A 21,610-nucleotide genomic window follows, 5' to 3' on the forward strand; every position below is an offset into this window, starting at 1 on the left:
TATTGTTTTAAAATTTACACGTAAAATTCCTCTTCCTCGTAGTGCTTCAGCAGCTCAGTCATACGGTCAGGATCCTCTCCTTTAAAGTTGATGGTGCCAAAGTGATTACCAAACCCGTCACGGTCGGCGCTCAGTTTCTGCCCCTCATAGGGTGCGATTAGCGTGTGCTCTACAAAGTAGGGCTCATTGTTGAGGGATTCAGGAATTTCAAGCTTTGAAAACTGACGCTTGCGGGGATAGATCATCACATTGCCATGGTAGTTTTTGGGCTTAAAGTCCTTAGGCGGAAAGATCTCATCCAGTTCCTCCTCGGTGATGTTCGGATCATGACAGAGGACAAAGGCCGCCAGGGCATCAAATTCATAAGACTTCGAACAGAGTTCTAGGATATGCCCTCCAGGGATTCTGCAGGCAGTTTCCCCAAAGTTCAGTTCATCCTTATCTGTAAGGAACCATTCTGGATGCACCATGCCATATTCTATGCCGAAGATATCTACCATCTTCTGCACTTCTTTGTGAATCAGATCGCGCTTGCTTTCCAGGTACTTTCCTTCAGGGATGAAATTGGAGAAACCCAACTTCACATATTCTGTAATGTTTAGGAATCGGATTTTTCCTTTATTGATAAATGCCTCACAGGAAAACTCACGGCCCGGAAGGTGGCTTTCTGCCAAACATGGGAAATCACCCTCCTCGCACTTTTCATCTATATCGCTCATGGAGCGCAGGAGTCTGTGTCCCACCGTCCCGGCTGAGGCAAAAGGCTTGATATGTACCCAGCTGTCTTCCTCTCCGTCCAATTGCAGATTGGCCTGATTCAGTCGCTTCATAAAGGCTTTGACCCCTTCCTTATTATAAACCTCCTCAAACAAACCTACCCGTAAACCTCCGATGAGTGCTTTACGCTTCATCATGGCTTTGTTTCGGAATAAAAAGGCCCTGTTGAGCACCCTTGGATCTCCTCTATAGATGGAATTTAGGGCTCCGGCCCATTCTACCGTTTCCTCGTAAAGAGGTACGGCCACATCCACATCAAAAGCCTTGAGCTTTTCATATAAGTCGATAGAATTGGAAGTGTCGCTCCATTCATCCAGAGGATAGGACACGAAGGGGATGTCGTTTTCAGCGGCGTAGGGTTCAAAATCCGCCAGGGAAACTACTACAAAAGGGCGACCGGTCTTCTGCATACTTTCGATTACGGGAAGACTCCAGCCTATTAGTGCGAAACATTTAGCCATTATAAAATTAAGGTTTAAGGTTAAAAATCAATTAAAATTTCAGGCCTCGATCCACACGGGTTGTGCGAAGGGAAATAGACAGAACTGTCCAATAGATCGCGGCACTGCTATATATACAAGAGGGCTAAGCGGCAGATCGTTCCATCTATTTTCAATCCCTTTGCTCAGTGCAGTAGGTTCTTGGAATAATAAAAATTATGAGCCCTGGGGTTTTACTGGCAAAATATATTTGTCTCCGACAGTCGGTTTCAGGCTAGCCCCCGTTTGGCGCAAGGTCTCAAGACTTGTGCCTATGGCAATGCAGTCTTCAGACTGCCATACTCCATTCACATCGCTGTTCGGGATTTGTATTCCCGTTTCCATCTTGCTGGCAAATCGCCTCGGTCTCTGACAGGCGATCCCGGGCCAGCGCTGGGGGAATCGTTCTATATTGAACCCAGGGTTGTGTCGTGCCTCCTTACCCTGGGCTATTACTATTGCATGCCTTCAGCATGCTTCCAGACTTCCATCTCTGCCACCCTAGCGAATAGGAACTAATATCCTTCGACGAGCTCAGGGCAGGAAACTGACAACCGACAACAGACAACTGACTTCCGATCTCCAAAATATTGAATACCGAATGTCAAAGTACCGAAAACGGCAACTTTAAACTTTTCATTTTAAACTCTCAACTCTTCAATCTTGCTGGCAAATCGCCTCCGTCTCCGAATCACGATCATGGGCCAGCGCTGGTGAAATACCATTACTTTTTTACCCAGGGTTGCGTCGTGCCTCCTTACCCTGGGCTATTACTATTGCATGCCTTCAGCATGCTTCCAGACTTCCATCTCTGCCACCCTAGCGAATAGGAACTAATATCCTTCGACGAGCTCAGCGTGACAGGCTTCCTACCCTTTGGTAAACAGGTATGCCGTTCGGAAGGAAAGGGGAACGTGATTTTAGTAACCACGGTCATTTCGAAGGAGCTCCTAAATTGATGAAAGAAGCTAAGTCTGATTATGCGACTGAGAAATCTCAATCGTAATTCCTAACAGTAACATTGGGGGAGATTTCTCCTCGCATCAGCATTTTCGAGTAGTAAAACATACACGTTTGCTCGTCGAAATGACCCTGTAGCGCGATCTCGGTACAGTTAACCTTCCGACTTCCGATACCCAACATCGGACATCGGTCACCGGAAACCTAACTTCCTGACTCTACCTACTTTCAGCTTTCAGCTTTGACCTTCTCCCACTAAGTCTGAGACTGCCGCGGCTCGTACCTCACCTCGCAGTGACGGTCCCCAACACCTGATACCCAACTTCCCGACCTCCCGACTTACCGACCTCCAAAATATTGAATACCGAATGTCAAAATACCGAAAACGGCAACTTTAAACTTTTCATTTTAAACTCTCAACTCTTCCATCTTGCTTGCAATTACTTCCCGTCTCTGAATGGGGATGGTGTGCCAGCGCTGGTGAAATACCATTACTTTTTTACCCAGGGTTGCGTCGTACCTCCTTACCCTGGCCTGCCCGCCGTGGCGGGGCTATTGAAAGGTTGGACCACTTCGTGGTCACAGGTGTACCTCATATTTCCTGTCTTGGGTGAGGTGCCGATATTGCTTCCCACGAAGTCATTAAAATCTAGTCGTTACTTGGACCGCTCCGTGGTCTGTGTCTCACAGACCACTATTGGTTTCGCTGATCGTGATTTGTTGATCGGTTTGAACACCCGATTAGGAGCTGTTCCAAACCGTAGGACTCCAATCCGGTTTTCGTTTCTATCTTGCTGGCATAACCTTCGCGTTTCCAAATGAAAATCCAGGGCCAGCGCTGGTGATCTGACCTGATTTTTTTTTCACCGGGTTTAAACCCGGCGCTACAAATCTCTCACCCCGCTGGGGTTTTTCCACCACCCAACTGCCACTTCGTGGTCACCCAGTAACGGACACCGGATATCGGACATCCAACTTCCTGACTCTACTTTCAGCTTTCAGCTTTCAGCTTTGAGCTTTCAAACTTCAACAGAGATTTCTCCTCGCATCAGCATTTTTGAGTAGTAAAACATACACGTTTGCTCGTCGAAATGACCCTGTAACGCGATCTCGGTACAGTTAACCTTCCGACTTCCGATACCCAACATCGGTCACCGGACACCGGAAACCTAACTTCCTGACTCTACTTTCAGCTTTCAGCTTTCAAACTTCAACAGAGATTTCTCCTCGCATCAGCATTTTTGAGTAGTAAAACATACACGTTTGCTCGTCGAAATGACCCTGTAACGCGATCTCGGTACAGTTAACCTTCCGACTTCCGATACCCAACATCGGACATCGGTCACCGGACACCTAACTTTCTGACTCTACCTACTTTCAGCTTTGACCTTCTCCCACTAAGTCTGAGACTGCCGCGGCTCGTACCTCACCTCGCAGTGACGGTCCCCAACACCAAACACCCAACTTCCCGACCTCCCGACTTACCGACCTCCAAAATATTGAATACCGAATGTCAAAATACCGAAAACGGCAACTTTAAACTTTTCATTTTAAACTTTAAACTCTTCCATCTGCGGAGGTGTCTGATTCTGGCTAAGCGTATGAGGTTCAGTTTTTAGATTTCACACTTTAGCCTTCTGACTTCAACAGAGCTTTCTCCTCGCATCAGCATTTTCGAATAGTATAACATTCAGGTTTGCTCGTCGAAATGACCCTGTAACGCGATCTCGGTACACTAAACCTTCCGACTTCCGATACCCAGCAACGGTCACCGGTCACCGGACACCTAACTTTCTGACTCTACCTACTTTCAGCTTTCAGCTTTGACCTTCTCCCACTAAGTCTGAGACTGCCGCGGCTCGTACCTCACCTCGCAGTGACGGTCCCCAACACCTGATACCCAACTTCCCGACCTCCCGACTTACCGACCTCCAAAATATTGAATACCGAATGTCAAAGTACCGAAAACGGCAACTTTAAACTTTTCATTTTAAACTCTCAACTCTTCAATCTTGCTGGCATAACCTTCCAGTTTCCAAATGAAAATCCAGGGCCAGCGCTGGTGATCTGACCTGATTTTTTTTCACCGGGTTAAAACCCCGCGCTACAAATCTCTCACCCCGCTGGGGTTTTTCCACCACCCAAACACCGACCTCCCGACTTACCGACCTCCAAAATATTGAATACCGAATGTCAAAGTACCGAAAACGGCAACTTTAAACTTTTCATTTTAAACTTTAAACTCTTCCATCTGCGGAGGTGTCTGATTCTGGCTAAGCGTATGAGGTTCAGTTTTTAGATTTCACACTTTAGCCTTCTGACTTCAACAGAGATTTCTCCTCGCATCAGCATTTTCGATCAGTATAATACCCCCGTTTTCTCGTCGTAATGGCCCTGTAACGCGATCTCGGTACACAAAAGATCAGAACTCCGGATCGAAATTGAAATAGATGGGATTAGACAGTCCTACCATATTTTTACTGATCCCCACAGAATTCGGTACTTCCGGAAAAGGAGTAGGCGTCCCTTCCACCGCAATTCTATAATAGGTACGTCCGGTCTCCTCTGGAGTATCTATAAATTCCACTTGGATATCCTTTCCAGAAGCCTCTATGCTTTCAAACTCCCTTCCGTTTTTGATTACCTTGATGGTATAAGAGGAATCAGGTAGAGTGGTTCCTGATAATTTAACCCTGAATTTCACGGTATTGCCTGGAGCAATGGCATTATCCCCCATCATCATGTCCATGGTACCATCCTCATTCAGATCCGCATAAAACTCTACTCTGGGAGATTTGGGATTCACAGAGATGGAAACCCTTCCATTGGTCAATGCATCTACCACCGCTTCCCCAGATTTCTCAGTGGCAAAAACCCAGTTGGTAGGAGTTCCTATGTAATTGAAATTGCGCTCAGGGGTGTTTTTTGTAGCCTCTTCAGCTGTGCCAGGATAGCCATGATGCGCATCGCTGCCCCCACGACCAGTGATCATTCGCCCCGAAGAAAGCATATCGTCCCAGATCATTATTGCTTCCACATTTCTCTCCCATAAGGCAGAATTCCATACTTCTATGGAATTGATGATATCATAGGAATAGCCAAAATGATCTTTGCCGCTGGGGTGATTGGCAGACAAATGTATGCCCAGTTCATTCTTCACTCTACCGATTAAGGTGTCCCGCTGATCACGAATATTGTAAAAAAGCTCATGGTCATAGGGAGTAGCAGAGAATGTATTGCCATGGCCTCGAGTGGTGGTCCACTCCGCACCGTATAAAAGAATCAGTGAATCCGATCTGAACTCAGGGTCTGCCCAAGTATGGTTGGCCACATCTCCCTGTACATGGTTGTCATGGTCCGTAACACAGATAAAGCTCATTCCCATAGATTCAGCAAAGGCAAATATCTTAGGCAAGGGGTTGTTGGTGGACTCCTTGCTATGCCGGGAATGCAAATGCAAATCACCGGATAACCATACTCCCTCAGAAATACTGGCAGGAGCTGGCAGCTGTTCAGGTTGCTTCGCAGCCCAAGGGTTTTCTGCGGAGGACTGTGCCAAAGCATCCCCCATTGCAGCAGAAGTGAGTAGGAGAAAAAGGAGGGCATAGCTCCATCTACTTAGGCTGAACAGGTTTTTCAAATCTTTGCCGCCTGAGAATAAGCGGATGCATTTTGCCGGAGTAAATGCTACAGAAGGTGTCATAGGTGAATAGTTTTTTAGTCACTGAAGAAGGAAGCCGGATAGCCAATTCTGGTTTCAGGTAGCAAGCTTTCTTCTGGAGTGCTGAAGGGTAATTTTAGCATCAAATTTCTGTCGGCAAAGAACGGGAGATTTAAGCTGTACCATTTTACAGGCAGGTTAAGTTTGTTTTATGAAAAAGTTCAAAGAGACGGCAAATGGGAAAGCTGCCTGGGAGAAAGCAGTAGTGCCTCCTAACCATGAAAGTTCAGCGGTTTGGATTTCTCCCTTGATCGAAATGGTCTAGACTTGGTTTTGCTTTAGGCAGTATAGTAAAGGTCATCAGTAGCGGAGCAAAGCAATTTTTTGGACAGGAATGTTAAGCTTAAAAATGGTGGACTTCTCTTCGTGTCTAGTCCTAGCCAGGTTAGGAATCTTAAAAAGTATACAGCATATATGCTGGGCTCTCTGTTGACTGCAAACTATTCAGTTGTCCTTAAAAGCACGTCATTCGGTTACCATAAGACCGGAGTGACGTGCTTATAGCTTTTGATTCGTGTTACTTGGCATCTGCCATGGCATTGATTATTCTACTATTTGCCTCCTTTAAGATTTGCATGGCATCTGAGTAGTACTTCTGCTCATCAATAGCGAGAGTTAGGGTAGCTCGATTGTAACTGCCGAGATCTGTTCTGTCCGATACAGTCAGATCTCCGGCGGGACCCACAGCGCCAATATGTTCATTAATCTTAATTTCTGCTTTTTTCGATTTGGAAAGATAGATGTCTGCTCCTGATCTCCACCATACCTGTAGCCCGGGAAGGAAGGTTACATTGGTTTGATTGTAGATTTTTCCCAAAAAATCATTTTCATCCACTTTAGCCTTAGCTGCCAGATAGCCAGATCCTAAGAGGTATGAAATGCTGATGGGTTGAGAACCAGATTCTTTTGCGGCAATACCCATTAAAGGGAGTTGGTCATTGCAGATACAGGGCTCCCCATTTGCCGAAACCGTGATGCTAGACAATTTGCTATAGGCCTGATAGTGGTCACAGTCTTCCGTGAAATTGCCGGTAGAAGGATAGTATTGCTTCATAGATTCTGGATAATTCTCATACCCATCAAATTTACTTACCGGAAGACCTTTAGCTTCAGCCTTTGCTTTAAAATCGGCATACGCCTCGTCCGTGATTCGTTGCATGAGTTCCTGGGTTAGGCCTGTAGTGTTGATTTGAAGAGCCGACTTTGCTCCAGAAAAGTTGGATCTGGACTGCGTAGATGCGGATTTGAATTCTGAGGTCATAAAGGAAACTGTAAACTGAGCTACCTTTAAATCATCAATTTTCTTCATGGCTTTTTCACCATCCAAATAGAGTTGTTGGGCGCTGGTAAGGGTACAGAATAGGAAAAAGGCCAAGGCTAAACTGCCAGACTTAAACCAGGGGGCTTTTGTTCGTTTCATCAGTAGTAAAGTTTAAGTGATGATCGACTTGGCACAGGTTGAAATCTTCGAGAAGTAGTGCGCTCAGCCGAAGGATTTATTTTGAAAGTTCAGTTTAGAAGTTTTTCTAGAAACTAGGAATAAGGCGTTTGTCGTAATTTTCGTGAGGGGTGCCTGGATGTCCTGTGTGGTCAATCTGGTCTAAGCACCCAAACTATAATCTATTAATTCATGCACAACAAATTGATAAGCAGGTGAAATTTACCTGGGTTCCTATTGATCATGCTTTTTGTTTTGGAGGTGTGACCAAACTGAGAATTCTTAACCCTTCTTTTCTACCTGAAATTGCACACAAACTGCCGGAAAGTCCTTATTTTCAGAAGTATTATAAGCTCTTGGATAAAGAGAATTTGCACCAAATTGTTGATAATTTCTTACCTTTGTCCTCCCTTTCCGGCATTGAAGAAATTGTCAATCAGGCATATGCTCAGATTCCGGACGAATGGGAAGTGCCCGAACATTTGCCTCAGCGCCTCATCAACTTCTTAATTGATGAAGCTCGTGTCCAAAGGGCAAGATATTTGATCAAAGATAGGCTACGTTAATATGACTAGTTTTTTTGTACCCATATTCCATTCCTTGGGATCTTTCGGAAACGAGAAGGTTCTCATTGGCCTGCTGGTGGTGACACCTGAAAAGGTTTGGTATGCCTATTCCCAGAAAAAACTCAAATTAGTAAAGCAGGTTCTTGGTGCAGCTTCTTATGAACTTGCTAAAGCTACCCTTTCCCAGATTGGTGAAAAAGTAAATACCCAAAACAAAAAATCACCATCCTATTCAGGTTTGGTGGATTTTCAGAATCCAGTATTTGGAAAAGACTATTTTGAGTATCTGAAAAAATACGCCAATAACTCGCTATTATTTGACACAGCTCAGGAACTCAATTTTGAAATCAATGAGGAATCATTTCAGAAATTATATCAAAACTGGGTAGGGGATACTGAGCTTACTAATGTTAATCCTAAACCAAATTTTCATACCCACATCCAAAGTCTTCTGAAAAAATATCCTATAAAGGATAAAGCAGATCTAGGATTGAAATTGGACCCTTATCAGCTCCCTGGGCTGAATGGTGATACTTTTATAAATCTAATTGCGCAAAACGGGGCAGTGATGGCTATGGAAACAGTGGACTTTACCAGTTCTATGACAAACATCCGCTTGACGCTTAATTCATTCGAAATACTGGTTGTAGCTTTGAAGGGCTATAGTGAAGCGAAAGGTCTCAAATCAGGGAAGTTCAAATTGATGCTCAAAAAGCCTAATCCCGGTTCAGAGCAGGAAAACCTTTTAAACCTCTTCTACACTCAGAAAAAAGGATTATATACACTAATGGATGAGCAAGAAATCGGCAACGTAATTGAAGAACTCCATCAGGAGGAATATCAAAAGTTTTCTATCGCTTTAAAGCAATAATCAAGTAAGTACCTGCCTTTTTTCTTCCCCATTGAATTTACCCTGCCGATAGCTTCGCCGATGCTTGGTATAGAAATGGGGGAATAGGCTCATTCAGTTCCCAAGTAATACTCATGGGCTTAGCACCATAATGATCCTGAAGATTACCTTCGCCTATAAACACATATCCCATGGTGTTTTTATATTGGTTTTGCCTCTCTTCACGGACGAAAAGTAAGATTCGCTTTCCATTAGCTTTATGCTGAACATAACTCAGTCCTTTTCCAGAGTCTGGACGTGCAGAATTCTGAGACTGCCAGTGAAAAAGTGATTCATTCAATGCATAGTCCTCATACATGGTTGTAGGTGAGTAGTGTTCATCTGATTTCTACCTAAAGGGTAATACCTTGTTAATCAATGAAGAATTGTCCAATTTTGGAATTGATTCCAAAGGCATAATTATCTTAGTCAGAATTCCTGTAGGTAATTTCCGGACAGATTTTAATTGGCCCGACTTTGTAGAATAATCGTAATTTGAATAGTATGGAAAGAATTAAGCACATAGATCTCAGCGGATTGGATTCCCTTAAATCGAGATCCGCTGTCCGTTCATTTTTCCAGAATTCCGGGAATGTGGAAACGATAATAGTTGACTTTGCTAAGGTTGAGTTTCTTTCTCGCACAGCAGCACATGAAGTACTACTGGTTCAAAATAGTCTTGCATCTAAAGGTGTGGATATTTCATTTCTCAATGTAGGGGGCCAGGTAAATGATATGCTGGAATTGGTGAAAAAATCATTAGGAAAAGAAAAACAAGCTGGTTTCCGTTTTGTAAAATGGCTGAACTTCGAGGATGAGAAAAAATATGAAGATTACCTGCTTCAGATATAAAGAAAAAGCAGCTTCTAAAAATTCTAAAAGCGCAATCGTAAGATTAGCGCTTTTTTTATGGCTCAGAACTTAAGGTGCCTTTACTAGAATTTAAGCTACCTCAACCTAATCCTCCTTTAGAGTCTGTCCCGATTACTTCTAGAAGAGGGAATTTGATCCGTATGAAAAAATAAAAATTTCTCCATTAAGCGCAATCATCTATGGGAATAACGCATTTTTAACCTTTTCATTCCACGTTCAGTAGTGATGGATAAGGTCCAAAAATACCCAGTACACGGTATGTTCTCTTCTAATTTTTTTCTTTTCTTACATGATTCTTTTAGATTTTAGGACAACGAATGTCAAATTCCTGAAACCTACTTAAACCTCTTTCATAAAATCAGTAATTTTGTCCCTTATGGCAGAAAAAGCATACATCAATCCAGTAGTCCTACAATGGGCGAGAAAAACGGCCAAGATGACCGTGGAAGATGCTGCTGCAAAAGTAAGTGTGAAGGTGGAGCGGTATGAGTCTTGGGAGAAAGGAGAGGATTATCCTACCATCCGCCAAGCGCAGAAACTTGCCCATGACTTCAGAAGACCCTTTGCTTTATTTTTCTTCCCTAAAGTGCCCAGAGACTTTCAGCCATTACAAGACTTTAGAAAAGCTGGATCTATAGAACTTGGGACGGCATCTACATTCATTATCCGGGAAATTCGTCAAAAACAAGCCTGGATTTCAGAACTCAATCAGGAGAGTGGTGAAAAACCATTACCTTTTGTAGGAACGTTTTCAATCAAGGACAAACCTGAACAAGTCGCTGCAGATATATTGAGTACGTTAGCGATTGATCCATCACAGTATAAAAAAAGCAATATCATAAACGAGTGGATTCTGGCAGCAGAAGCCCAGGGTATATTCGTATCACGAAGCAGCTTTATTCATTCTAGACTTACGCTGGATAGCGAAGAACTCCAGGGATTTGCCATCGCAGATCCTTATGCCCCTTTTGTCTTTGTCAATTCAGATGATTGGAATGCTCCACAGCTCTTCACCTTAGTGCACGAGCTTGCACATATATGGATAGCCGAAACTGGAATATCAAATGAGGTGGAATCAGCTATAATAGGGGATAGGAATAAATTTCACCCTGTTGAGCTCTTTTGCAATGAGGTAGCCGCATCAGCTTTGATGCCAAAGCATGTAATTACTCAAGCGTTGGAAAACGGCTTTGGTTACAGCTATGCAGAAGTATATGCCCTGGCTAAAAAATTTGGAGTTAGTTCCTATGCACTCCTCGTGAGACTTTACCGAATCGGTATGCTTGCTTTGCCTCAATATACTATGCTAAAGAAACAGGCAGATATAGGCTTTCAGGAATTTTTGCAAAAGGAAGAAGTTCGAAAAGCCAAGCAAAAGGAAAGTGAAGGAGGACCAAATCCTTACTTACTTAAGTTGAATAAAAACAGCAGACTCTTTACCCAGACTGTTTTGGATGCTTTTCGAGGAGGGGTGATAGAGCCTACCCATGCCAGTAATTTGCTGAATGTTCACGTAAATAAATTCCCTAAACTAGAATCCTTGATTTACGGATGAGTGGGCAGGCAACATATTGCCTGGACGCCAACGTCCTGATCCAAAGTTGGCAGAAATATTACAACCCAAGGCTATGTCCAGATTACTGGACTTTGCTTAGCGAGCTAGGCGTACAGGGTAGAGTTTTTATGCCGGAAGAAGTGCAGAAGGAGATCCTCCGCACAGAGGATGACCTGTCGGCTTGGCTGAAATCCAGTAACATACCGGTTAAATCAATTGATGGGAAAGTGGCAGAGTGCTTAGGGGCTATGTATGCAGCTGATGAGAGACACCTGACGCTTGTAGATAATACTAAAGGTCGTTCTCTAGCAGATCCATGGGTAATCGCCCATGCCATGGCGGAGAATGCAGCAGTTGTCACCAAGGAAGAGAAAGTAACTGCAGCCAATGCCAAGCGTATCAAAATCCCCAATGTATGTGATAAAATGGGAGTTCGTTGGATTAATGATTTTGAGTTTTTGGAAGAGTTGGGAGTGAGGTTTGGATGCTCGCTAACTTGAAAGGAATGAATAATAAAATCGCTTAGGTATAATAGGGTTTACTTCTGTTGCTTTCATAATCATTGGGTTTAACTTAATAGGGTACTTTTTTTAGCTGTTCCAAAATCGCCGGCCTAAGATCATCTATTAACTGAAATTTTTCATTGGTAAGGAAACCTACAGTCAGGTCTGTGGTGTCAAAACCCTGAGTTTCGTAGAAGAGTATGATGGCCTTTAAGGCTGCTTCAGAATGCGAGGCGGCTCCCCAGGTCAAATTCACCTCACGGAATACCAACTTGCGGTTTTGGAATTCCTGCACCATAACCCTTCCACCAAAATGCGCTCTGATGGAATCTACCCTATCCTCTGTTCCCAGGGACACCAGCACAGAATTGCTCACCGGATCAAAAGTCCCATAGTTCAGATTGATCCATTCCATCAACCTTATAGCTGATTCCACTCCGTCTTTTGGACTTTTAAACCATTCCGGCCAATCCAGACTTTCAAAATCGTACCGGCACAGAATTCCTTTAAGTTGACTTAGGTTTAGGAAATAAGGCTTTGCCGGATTGTCATATTCATGCTTCATGATAGACAGCAGGAATTCTTCATTATGCCCGAGAAGTTCCAGGTATTCATTATCCTGATCCAATTCGCCTATCAGCCAATTTTCAGGAAGAGGGTGGGGTAGATGGTTTAAGAACATAAGTTTTTGTTATTTTTAGTATCAGATGAAGCTATCTTAAGATAAGAAATAAGTATCAAAATGTTTACAATAGTAAACAAATTATATGGACATAAAGGAGGCCTTTGGCCAAAAAGTGAAGCTGTTAAGAAAAGCTAAAGAGCTCTCGCAGGAGGACTTAGCTGATAAATCAGGATTAAATAGACCTTATATTTCTGCCATAGAGCAGGGGAAGCGGAATGTATCACTAGAGGTAATAGAGAAGCTGGCCGAAGCGCTGGATATAGAGATAAAGGAGTTCTTTGAAGAAAAATAAACCCTACATACGCCCCAAGACAGCAGTTCCCAGATTTTCTGAGGAGAATGGCTTCTATACAACGGAAGCCCGTTCCTTCAACATGTCCAGAATCCGATCAAAGGGAACCAAACCGGAGAAGCTACTGAAGAAAGCACTTTGGCAAGCAGGAGTGAGATATAAAAGCCCAAAGCATAAACTTCCCGGCAAACCCGACATCAGCCTGAAGAAATACCAGCTCGTCATTTTCGTGGACGGTACCTTCTGGCATGGGTACAACTGGGAAGAGAGAAAACATACCATCAAGTCCAACCGGGAGTTCTGGATCGCCAAGATCGAGCGGAATATGGAGCGGGATCAGGAAATCAACGCCTACTATCAAGCCAAAGGCTGGACAGTGTTGAGGTTTTGGGATTTTGATGTGAAGGGGGGAGCCTGTATCAAAAGGATATTGGATCTATTGGATTTCTTTTTATGAATTGATTATGCAGTTTCCATCCTAATCAAGTTGACTAGAGCAACAAGGGAACAACAAGGGCACAACACCAGAGCAACGTCTTAATTCAATTCGAAATCCATCGAGGCAAAATGGTGAAAATAGAATTGTCTGCAAAAGTCAATCTGGACCATATAAGTTTAACAGTCAATCTTTTGTGCCTTTTAATATTAAGGGTTTAAAAAGGTAGAATATTAGGTTTATTTTTATCAAATTTTTACTTTTGAAATATCAATCCCCTGCACGCCTCTGTTTACATGCGCATCTTGTAGGGCTTTTTTTTGACTAAGCTTTATCTTTTTAAAAAGGAAATACGGAAAACCACCTATTCCTATTCGGAAAAATTTCTGACTTTTGAATCAATGAATGGGTACTTTAACATCCATGCTGACTAACTAGCTAGTGACACAATGAAATATTACCTCTTTATAGACGAAAGTGGAGATCATGGCTTGACTAGCCTAAATCCTGATTTCCCAGTATTTCTTCTCTGTGGAGTGTTAGTTTCCGAGGTAGATTACCATCAAATACGAGATGAATTTAATATTATTAAATCTACACTTTGGGGACAGAAGGAGGTGATTTTTCATAGTAGGGATATCCGAAAGTGTGATAAGGAATTTGCTATTCTCTTTGACCTTGAAAAGAAAAAGTGGTTTTACGATAAGCTAAACAAGGTAATTGCTGAACAACCCTATACGATCATCGCTTCTGCAATTCGAAAGATAGAATATATCCAAAGGTTTGGTAAACTCTCAAACGATGTGTATGAATTGGCTCTCTCTTTCATCATTGAGAGATCGGTCTTCTACCTAGATAGTTTAGGGATGAAGAATAGTGAATTGGAAATCATTATTGAGAAAAGAGGAAAAAAGGAAGACAAACGATTGGAAGAGCATTTTCAGCGTCTGTTGTCCAGAGGAACAGGATATGTGTCGGAAGAGAGGCTCAAGGCTTATGGAGTTCGTATCTTCTTTAAATCCAAAAAGGAGAATATCAATGGTCTTCAATTGGCGGACCTAGCTGCATACCCATCTGCCAGGCATGTTATTGAGCCAAATAGAGCAAACCCAGCTTTTGATTTAATCTATCCTAAGTTTTACCGGCAAAATGGAAAAGTGTATGGACTTAAAATTTATCCTTAAAAAACAAAGAGCCCAACTTACGCTGAGCTCCTTGCCGATCGGGGACACCCCGGTCCAAATGTTTGTCAAATATACTACTAATATTTATTACGCAAATTTAAATTATGTGGTTGCATTGGCCTAAAAAGAATAAGTCTTTTAAAGTAGAAGAATAATATCAAAAGTCAAACACAAATAGATTTCATATTTTTGGCCTTCATGAATCCAACTACCTACAACCACCAATTCCTGTCTTCCGACCAACCTACCACATGCCCACACTGCGGACTCAGGACAGAGATCATCGCAGACCTAAGCCATACCATCAGCCAAACTCAAATTCATCAATGCCCAGATTCAATTTGCGGTTTTGAATTCATAGTGACAAATGATATGGAATAGTAGCATAACATATTAATCGATTAGCAGATTCGCTGTTATCTAGGGCGCGCTGGCAGGACGCAGCAGCGAGCCAGGCGGCTGGTCTGGGGGGGGGGAAGCTTTGCTGGCGGCTTGACGCAGCCCACAATCCTGGCTCTTCGCTAAAATGATCCAAAGGGATCATTTTTGACGCTCAGCCCTCCTTTTGGGCTAAGCCAAAAGGACGAGAGAAAATTACCCTGAAAAAAGATTTCAAAACGATACTCTCTCTAAAAAATAATCCAACTCTTCTTCTGTATCAAAATGAGTAGCGGCCTCTTCGCCAGTTTCAAAAAATAAGATAAGTGCTAGAATATCCTCAAATACCCTGAAAGAATACCCTTCATAGTTATAAATATAGAACGCTCTGACATTAGAGCCATCTGACATATATACAGTTTCAATAGTCCTAGAGGGTCTTAGATATTCAGTGTGGGAGTAAATGAAAGTATTCATGCTCTTAAAAACTACACCTCATACCCTTTCACCAAACCCTTCAAAAACTCACCAATCTCCCTGTTATCTGTAGCCTCCTCATTCGTCTCTTCAAACTCCTCAAATTCATGCCACTCATGATCTACAGCAGGATTATAAGGCGACGCATGTAGTCGGGAAAGTCCCCAATCATCAGGAACAAAGAACTCCTCAGAGATCAACTTAGGCAGGAGTAGGGCAGTGGCTTCTTCCACAGGTAGCCTAGAAGGATTAGAAAACACCACAGAGCCAAACTGCTTGTAATTGTCCGCGTCCCGGTAACGGTAGTTGAGTTTTATGTTTTTCATTCCCAAATATACCCAATTACTATCAATTTGTAGACTATAGTCGGTGGTACGATAGTCTACATTTTTTCAGATTGCAGTATGGACGTCAAGGCGGAATACGGCAAAAAAGTAAGGGAAATAAGGAATAGTAAAAAGGTTTCTCAGGAGAAGTTGGCAGAACTAGCTGATCTGGATAGAACCTATGTTTCGGATATAGAAAATGGAAAGCGAAATGTCTCTATAGAGACCATTTATAAAATCGCCAAAGCGCTGGAAACGCGATTAATTGATTTTTTGAATATTGATTGATTTTTTGATGCAAAGAAGCTACTACTCAAATACCATTTCTGAATTTATTAAGGATAATAACGACAAAATTCTTGGTCAGTTAATTCGAAATCACGATTTCGCAGCGGACATCTTACAGCGAAATGCATGGGTCAAACAGATTGAAATTCTTAAAAAGGAATTGGCTTCAATTAATAATGGTCAAATTTATTTTGAGTTTTCTATTCCTAGAATGGGAAAACGTGTCGACAATATTTTAATCATTAAAGATTTCATCTTTGTACTTGAATTTAAAGTGGGTGATACAGAATATCAAAAGCATGGAATAGATCAAACTGTAGACTACTGTTTAGACTTGAAAAATTTCCATGAAGGCAGCCACCACGAAAAACTTGTACCTGTACTGATCTCTACAAGAGCTCCCAATTTTAAGAACAGTTATGAAGTAAACGACAGGCTGTTTGAACCTCTTAAAGCAAATCAAAACAATATTGGTAGTATCATAGCCGAGACACTTTTATCGAGTAACGGATTACAAATCAATCCTATTCTTTGGGAGAATTCAATTTACAAACCTACTCCAACTATAATAGAAGCGTCACAGGCTCTTTATAGAGGTCACTCAGTTTCTGAAATTTCAAGGCATGATGCAGGGGCAATTAACCTATCTATTACCACTGAATGTATAAATCGAATCATTGAACATTCTAAGGCTGAAGGTTCAAAATCAATTTGTTTTTTAACCGGTGTGCCAGGCGCAGGTAAAACCTTAGCCGGACTTAATATCGCCAATGAAAGAAGGAAAGCTCATGAAGATGAAAATGCAGTATTTCTTTCAGGAAATGGACCTTTAGTGTATGTGCTGAGAGAGGCTTTGGTAAGAGATGAAGTTCAAAAGGCAAAGGAAAAAGGCCAAAAGCTTACTAAGAAACAATCAGCTATTAAAGCCAATGCCTTTATTCAAAACATTCACCATTTTCGGGATGACAACCTCATCTCAAATCAAGCTCCAGATGAAAAGGTGGTTATTTTTGACGAAGCCCAAAGGGCATGGACCAAAAAGAAAGCTTCATCTTTTATGAAAGGGAAAGGAATGGAATTTGAAATGTCCGAACCTGAGTTTTTGATAGATGTAATGAATAGGCATTCTAATCATTGCACAATTATCTGTTTAATAGGGGGTGGACAAGAGATTAATACCGGTGAAGCTGGCCTATCTGAATGGGTAAATGCATTGAAAAGTCATCACCAAGATTGGGATATTTATTACTCCAATCTTATCACTAGTGACAATGACTATTTAGCTGACGAAGAACTAAAAAATTGGCTCCAAGCAAATGGTAATTCGGAAGAATATCTACACTTGTCAGTATCTGTCCGCTCATTTCGATCAGAAAGAATTTCATCTTTTGTTCACGAGGTTATAAGGGGCAATTCAATCCAAGCAAATTCCATATTGACAGATATCAATAGTGTATTTCCATTTTTCGTAACAAGAGACTTTAACACTGCAAAACAATGGCTTAGAAAAAAAGCTAAGGGAACAGAAAGAATCGGATTAGTTGGTAGTTCTGGAGGAAGACGTTTAAGGGCTGTTGGGATTGATGTGAAGAATGAAATTACTGCAGAGGATTGGTTTTTAAATGAAGCCACTGATGTTCGTTCCTCTTATTATCTTGAGACAGTCGCAACTGAGTTTGATATTCAGGGTTTGGAAATAGACTATCTGTGCTTGGCTTGGGATATTAATTTCTATTTCAAGGATGAGAAATGGAACTATCAATCCTTCGAGGGATCTAAATGGAAAGCTGTCAAAAGTGAGGTCGAAAAATCCTATCTAAGAAATGCCTACAGAGTACTCATGACTAGAGCTCGCCAAGGTATTGTTATCTTCATTCCACATGGAGAAAGCTTGGATCCCACTAGGCCTCTAGATTTATATGATAGCACTTTTGAATTTTTACTTTCATGCGGTATGAAGGAAATTTGATTTTCAACCCTACCCTAGCTCCCGAATTGCAACCGCTCGGGATTAAAATATCGGGACAGGCACTCCCCTTGAAGGCAGGGCATTTGATTCATTTCAGAAGGAAAATACTTTCCATTTAGCAGAATCGTGAAGGGGAGCTATCCATTTGGGACCAGATCATATCACTTTCAGCAGAGAGGATCGCCCTCTCCTAAAGGCCTGTCCCGGTGAACGGAGTGAAATCGGGAAGAAGGCAGGGGTGAGGTAGTAAAAATACCCTGTACTAGACTAGCCCCAGATTTTTGGACATTTTTTTCTTGTTATGTTGAATTTAGTGAATGGATTCGATAACTCACTGGACTCATTCCATTCAGGTTTAATCGGATTCTTTTGTGATTATAATAATGGATGTATTCTTTGATTTCTTTTTTCAGCTCATTGATTGAATTGTACTTTTTTAGATAGAACAATTCACATTTAAGGGTTCCAAAGAAATTTTCTATTATCGCATTGTCCAAGCAATTTCCTTTTCGGGACATACTTGGGACAATGTTCTTTTTGTGTAATGTATCCTGATACAATTTCATTTGGTAGTGCCATCCTTGGTCTGATTGCATAATTACCGGTTTTTCCTTCGCAATAGGGCGTTCCACTTGCTCTAACATATCAATTACAGGCTTTAATTTGGCATTTTCTGACATGGTATAACTGATGATCTCTCCATTGAACATATCAATGATCGGAGACAAGTAGAGTTTCTTGTCAGTGACTTTAAACTCCGTAATATCGGTAGCCCATTTTTCATTTGGCATAGAAGCTTTAAAGTTGCGTTCTAAAAGATTTGGAGCGACTTTACCCATTTCCCCCTTATAGGATTTGTATTTTTTTGTCCGAATCAAACTCTGGATTCCCAATTCCTGCATCAATCTCAAAACTGTTTTATGGTTGAGAATCATGCCTTCGTTTCTAAGTTGAAATTTGATGCGCCTGTAGCCCATTCGCCCTTTATGTTCCTTATAGATCCTGGAAATAGCCTTTTTGGCTTCCAGATATTTATCCGGCTTTCTGGATTGTTTTATGTGATAATAAAAGGTACTTCTGGCCATCCCAGCATGCACTAACAGATCTGATAATGCATGAGACTGCCTTAATTCCTGGATGACTTCCGCTTTTCTTCTTTCTCTTTGTCGGCTTGAATTAAGGCATGGAGCTTTTTTAAATATGCATTTTCAGCTCTCAGGGAAGCTAATTCCTTCAGGAGCTCTTCTTCCTTGGTTTTGGGCTTTTTGATTCTTTTGGCCATGGGAAATTTTGGTTCACTTTGTTTCCTTGCTAAACCTTCAGAGCCTTTTTCATCATAAAGAGCTATCCATTTGACCAAGGAACCAGGACTTCGAATATTAAACTGAATACAGGTCTCCAATAAAGATAACGACTTCTTTCGCATGGTCTCAATAGCCTTGACCTTGAATGCAGGAGGATATTCTCTATTTGAAATAGGCATAAGGCCCATAATTCCGTGTTTTTGATACAAGAGAACCCATTTACGAATAAGAGATTTATCAACTCCTAAATCCTGACCTACTTTAAATACTGATCGCTTATCGTGGATCACTTGATCAACTGCCTCTTTCCTAAAGAGGACAGAATACTTCTTTTTACCTTTCATAAAATTGCCTTCAAATAGTGTCTAACTTTTTGGGGCTATTTCAGTACAGGGTATTTTTTTGTATCTGAAAATCACTTTCTTTAAGTTTTGATTTTCTTAGGGATAATTTCTTAATGGAATAAACTCATTTAACCTTACTAACCCATGTCTTATGAAGCTTGAAAAAATCCTGGATAGACTCAGTTCCATTGAAAAAAACTCTTTTATTAAAATCATTGACAACATTATTTCAAGTAGTAAGGAGAAAAGGAAAGAAATAGAAAAAATCCTTGCTCAAGCCGATAAAGGATTAAAATCTGTCGATAATCAAAACATCTCCAAAATCTTTGAACTGGTTGAAGAAGAGTTTACTGAATATGTACGCTGCGAATTTCAGGAAGTAAACTCTCAACTCGATATTTTAATAGACATTATTATCAGAGATGGTAATTGCTTGATGCGGCAGGATTGGTTTTCTAGGTTATACGAGGCTGAAATCAAGTCATTGAATGCCAAAATAAAAACTTTGGCGGCCGATGCTAAAGATGATAAATCGGACCTTAGTCCTGAACGTAAAAGAGACTATAGAATATATCAGGCCTGTTTGTCTACAGCATTTTTTAATGACCTTGAAAACAATAGGGAAGCAAAAATCACCTCAGATGAACTATCCATTATTCTGACACTTTCCAAAGAATTAGGTCTGTCCCAAGAAGAAATCAAACTGATCAATTACTCCATACTTGGCGTTAAGAAAATGGATATACAGGAAGTGATTAATAACCTCAAGAACATTGGGGTGATTTTCTATTCCAAAAAAGAGAATACCATTTTCGTTGCTGATGAAATGGTACGCTTATTAAGAAAAGTCAGAAATAAAGAAGTAGCAGATAAATTCTACAGACGTACCCTCAAGTTACTCCGGGAGCCCATAATCAATTCCATTGCAAAGAACCATAACATAGATAGAAAGCTGTCCACTTCTAGGAAGATAGAGGACATTATCAGTGCAGGAGTTTCATTCACTGACCTGCTGGTCAATGATATTTATAAGGATGGGACCAATCTGACAGAAAGGAAGAAAACTTTAAATGAACTCTGTGAAAAGGGATTGCAGATCCCCAACCTGAGAGGGAGCACACTGCAGGAGAAAATAGATAGCCTGATTCAGTATTTTGAGGCAGTCGAAAAAGATGAAAAAGTAGGGATCTCAGTCGATGGCTATGATAAACTACTGAAAGATCTTCATCAATCCATTCCTTCAATGAACAAAACGATGAAGCAGCATTTCGAACTTCAAGATGAATTTGTGCTGGATGCTGAGTTTTTATTGGATTACAATATCAAACCGCGAGATATCTTAGACTTGATTGAAAAGACAGATCTAGACAAGTTTAAAAAAGAACATGGGGTAAAGCAAAGAGGAGACGATATTCTAAATATTCTAGAACACTACAAGGATGTAGAAAACCTCTATCTTGAAAACTATGAACATGTAGGTTATCGAAATTATAATCAGCTAAAGGAGAATGGTATTCAGATCCGGGAAAGCGAATTGGGGGTGAAATTTGAAGAGTTGACGAAGGTGATTTTTCAGGGATTGGGATTTCATGTGGATGAGAAATTCCGACAGGAACTGAATACCACTAAAGATCTCATGGACATTCTCATTAATCTTGGAAATGATGAAGTGATCATCGTAGAGTGCAAGACTAGTAAAGAGAGCGGGTACAATAAGTTCAGCACAGTATCTCGACAACTGAAATCTTACCAGAATATAGCATTAAAAAACAACCTTCGTATCGTGAAGATCCTGCTAGTAGCACCAGAATTCAGTGATGATTTTGTCACTGACTGTGAGATGGATGTGGATATGAACCTTTCATTATTGACAGCATCTACCTTACTCGCAATTTATGAAGCTTTTAAAAATTCAAAGTATATGACCTTCCCGCATGTGCTGTTTCGGGATGTGGTGATAAACCAAGAGCGGATCGTAAAGGCATTGAGTAAATGAAGGTAAGAAAGCTAATTGCAAATTGGCAAGGATACTAGGGGTGAAATACAAATCTCTCCCAGTCCCACAAGTGACAAAACTACACCAAACGGGGAAGCTCCCGCTGATTGATTTTCAACTAACTGGCAATCCATGTCTGAATTTGCGCCAATCAATAAAGCAAACCGTAT

General features: G+C 41.4%; 18 protein-coding genes and 1 pseudogene. 11 read left to right on the forward strand and 8 right to left on the reverse strand.

Annotated features, from left to right (window positions below; translation table 11 throughout):
• Positions 1-14: 14 nt before the first annotated feature.
• The 3 genes from PBT90_RS02305 to PBT90_RS02315 all read right to left on the reverse strand — a co-directional run bounded on the left by PBT90_RS02305 (position 15) and on the right by PBT90_RS02315 (position 7,357).
• The gene (locus tag PBT90_RS02305) at positions 15-1,238 is read right to left on the reverse strand and encodes an ATP-grasp domain-containing protein (RefSeq protein ID WP_264808731.1); all 1,224 of its coding nucleotides are present in this window, start codon (positions 1,236-1,238) and stop codon (positions 15-17) included.
• A 3,400-nt stretch (positions 1,239-4,638) separates the two neighbouring features.
• Positions 4,639-5,919, reverse strand: a complete 1,281-nt coding sequence (locus PBT90_RS02310; protein ID WP_264808733.1) for a CehA/McbA family metallohydrolase — start codon at positions 5,917-5,919, stop codon at positions 4,639-4,641.
• A 535-nt stretch (positions 5,920-6,454) separates the two neighbouring features.
• Positions 6,455-7,357 (reverse strand): hypothetical protein, encoded by a 903-nt coding sequence (locus PBT90_RS02315; protein ID WP_264808734.1) that lies wholly within the window; start codon positions 7,355-7,357, stop codon positions 6,455-6,457.
• Positions 7,358-7,590: 233 nt separating this feature from the next.
• Between PBT90_RS02315 and PBT90_RS02320 the strand changes: the two genes are divergently transcribed.
• Both PBT90_RS02320 and PBT90_RS02325 read left to right on the forward strand, forming a co-directional pair.
• Positions 7,591-7,941: a hypothetical protein gene (locus tag PBT90_RS02320; protein WP_264808735.1), complete on the forward strand. Its 351-nt coding sequence runs from the start codon at positions 7,591-7,593 to the stop codon at positions 7,939-7,941.
• Between the two features lies 1 nt (position 7,942).
• Positions 7,943-8,812 carry a hypothetical protein gene (locus PBT90_RS02325; protein ID WP_264808736.1) on the forward strand — a complete coding sequence of 290 codons (870 nt, stop codon included), beginning with the start codon at positions 7,943-7,945 and terminating at the stop codon, positions 8,810-8,812.
• A gap of 37 nt (positions 8,813-8,849) precedes the next feature.
• On the opposite strand, the pseudogene PBT90_RS02330 reads toward PBT90_RS02325, so the two are convergent.
• A pseudogene (locus tag PBT90_RS02330) lies at positions 8,850-9,161 on the reverse strand (DUF3427 domain-containing protein); the annotation flags it as partial.
• 173 nt (positions 9,162-9,334) lie between these two features.
• Here PBT90_RS02330 and PBT90_RS02335 point away from each other — a divergent pair.
• The 3 genes from PBT90_RS02335 (at position 9,335) to PBT90_RS02345 (ending at position 11,758) form a co-directional block, all read left to right on the forward strand.
• Positions 9,335-9,682, forward strand: a complete 348-nt coding sequence (locus tag PBT90_RS02335; RefSeq protein ID WP_264808737.1) for an STAS domain-containing protein — start codon at positions 9,335-9,337, stop codon at positions 9,680-9,682.
• A gap of 397 nt (positions 9,683-10,079) precedes the next feature.
• Complete coding sequence (locus tag PBT90_RS02340; RefSeq protein ID WP_264808739.1) at positions 10,080-11,258, forward strand: XRE family transcriptional regulator; 1,179 nt, start codon at positions 10,080-10,082, stop codon at positions 11,256-11,258.
• Positions 11,255-11,758 carry a DUF4411 family protein gene (locus tag PBT90_RS02345; protein ID WP_264808740.1) on the forward strand — a complete coding sequence of 168 codons (504 nt, stop codon included), beginning with the start codon at positions 11,255-11,257 and terminating at the stop codon, positions 11,756-11,758. Before PBT90_RS02340 ends, PBT90_RS02345 begins: the two co-directional genes overlap by 4 nt.
• A 73-nt stretch (positions 11,759-11,831) precedes the next feature.
• On the opposite strand, the gene PBT90_RS02350 is transcribed toward PBT90_RS02345, so the two are convergent.
• Entirely contained in the window at positions 11,832-12,443 is a 612-nt protein-coding gene (locus PBT90_RS02350; RefSeq protein WP_264808741.1) for a hypothetical protein, read from the reverse strand.
• An 85-nt stretch (positions 12,444-12,528) separates the two neighbouring features.
• On the opposite strand from PBT90_RS02350, the gene PBT90_RS02355 reads away from it, so the two are divergent.
• The 3 genes from PBT90_RS02355 (at position 12,529) to PBT90_RS02365 (ending at position 14,358) form a co-directional block, all read left to right on the forward strand.
• Complete coding sequence (locus PBT90_RS02355) at positions 12,529-12,738, forward strand: helix-turn-helix domain-containing protein (protein WP_264808742.1); 210 nt, start codon at positions 12,529-12,531, stop codon at positions 12,736-12,738.
• On the forward strand, positions 12,725-13,195 hold the full coding sequence (locus tag PBT90_RS02360) for a very short patch repair endonuclease (RefSeq protein WP_264808743.1): 471 nt from the start codon (positions 12,725-12,727) through the stop codon (positions 13,193-13,195). Before PBT90_RS02355 ends, PBT90_RS02360 begins: the two co-directional genes overlap by 14 nt.
• A 428-nt stretch (positions 13,196-13,623) precedes the next feature.
• Positions 13,624-14,358 (forward strand): DUF3800 domain-containing protein, encoded by a 735-nt coding sequence (locus tag PBT90_RS02365; RefSeq protein WP_264808744.1) that lies wholly within the window; start codon positions 13,624-13,626, stop codon positions 14,356-14,358.
• Between the two features lie 866 nt (positions 14,359-15,224).
• On the opposite strand, the gene PBT90_RS02370 is transcribed toward PBT90_RS02365, so the two are convergent.
• Positions 15,225-15,539 carry a hypothetical protein gene (locus PBT90_RS02370; RefSeq protein WP_264808745.1) on the reverse strand — a complete coding sequence of 105 codons (315 nt, stop codon included), beginning with the start codon at positions 15,537-15,539 and terminating at the stop codon, positions 15,225-15,227.
• 78 nt (positions 15,540-15,617) lie between these two features.
• Between PBT90_RS02370 and PBT90_RS02375 the strand changes: the two genes are divergently transcribed.
• Together PBT90_RS02375 and PBT90_RS02380 are read left to right on the forward strand one after the other, a co-directional pair.
• Positions 15,618-15,827 (forward strand): helix-turn-helix domain-containing protein, encoded by a 210-nt coding sequence (locus PBT90_RS02375; protein WP_264808746.1) that lies wholly within the window; start codon positions 15,618-15,620, stop codon positions 15,825-15,827.
• A 7-nt stretch (positions 15,828-15,834) separates the two neighbouring features.
• A complete protein-coding gene (locus PBT90_RS02380; RefSeq protein ID WP_264808747.1) occupies positions 15,835-17,796 on the forward strand; it encodes a DUF2075 domain-containing protein in 1,962 nt (653 codons plus the stop codon).
• Positions 17,797-18,095: 299 nt separating this feature from the next.
• On the opposite strand, the gene PBT90_RS02385 is transcribed toward PBT90_RS02380, so the two are convergent.
• Together PBT90_RS02385 and PBT90_RS02390 are read right to left on the reverse strand one after the other, a co-directional pair.
• Positions 18,096-18,998 carry an IS3 family transposase gene (locus tag PBT90_RS02385; RefSeq protein ID WP_264811456.1) on the reverse strand — a complete coding sequence of 301 codons (903 nt, stop codon included), beginning with the start codon at positions 18,996-18,998 and terminating at the stop codon, positions 18,096-18,098.
• Positions 18,923-19,444 carry a transposase gene (locus tag PBT90_RS02390; RefSeq protein ID WP_264807667.1) on the reverse strand — a complete coding sequence of 174 codons (522 nt, stop codon included), beginning with the start codon at positions 19,442-19,444 and terminating at the stop codon, positions 18,923-18,925. The genes PBT90_RS02385 and PBT90_RS02390 overlap by 76 nt, the downstream gene beginning before the upstream one ends.
• Before the next feature lie 151 nt (positions 19,445-19,595).
• Here PBT90_RS02390 and PBT90_RS02395 point away from each other — a divergent pair, with 151 nt between their 5' ends.
• Positions 19,596-21,440 (forward strand): hypothetical protein, encoded by a 1,845-nt coding sequence (locus PBT90_RS02395; protein ID WP_264808748.1) that lies wholly within the window; start codon positions 19,596-19,598, stop codon positions 21,438-21,440.
• The last annotated feature ends 170 nt before the right edge of the window (positions 21,441-21,610 follow it).

The organism is Algoriphagus sp. TR-M9 (assembly GCF_027594545.1).
Taxonomy (GTDB): domain Bacteria; phylum Bacteroidota; class Bacteroidia; order Cytophagales; family Cyclobacteriaceae; genus Algoriphagus; species Algoriphagus halophytocola.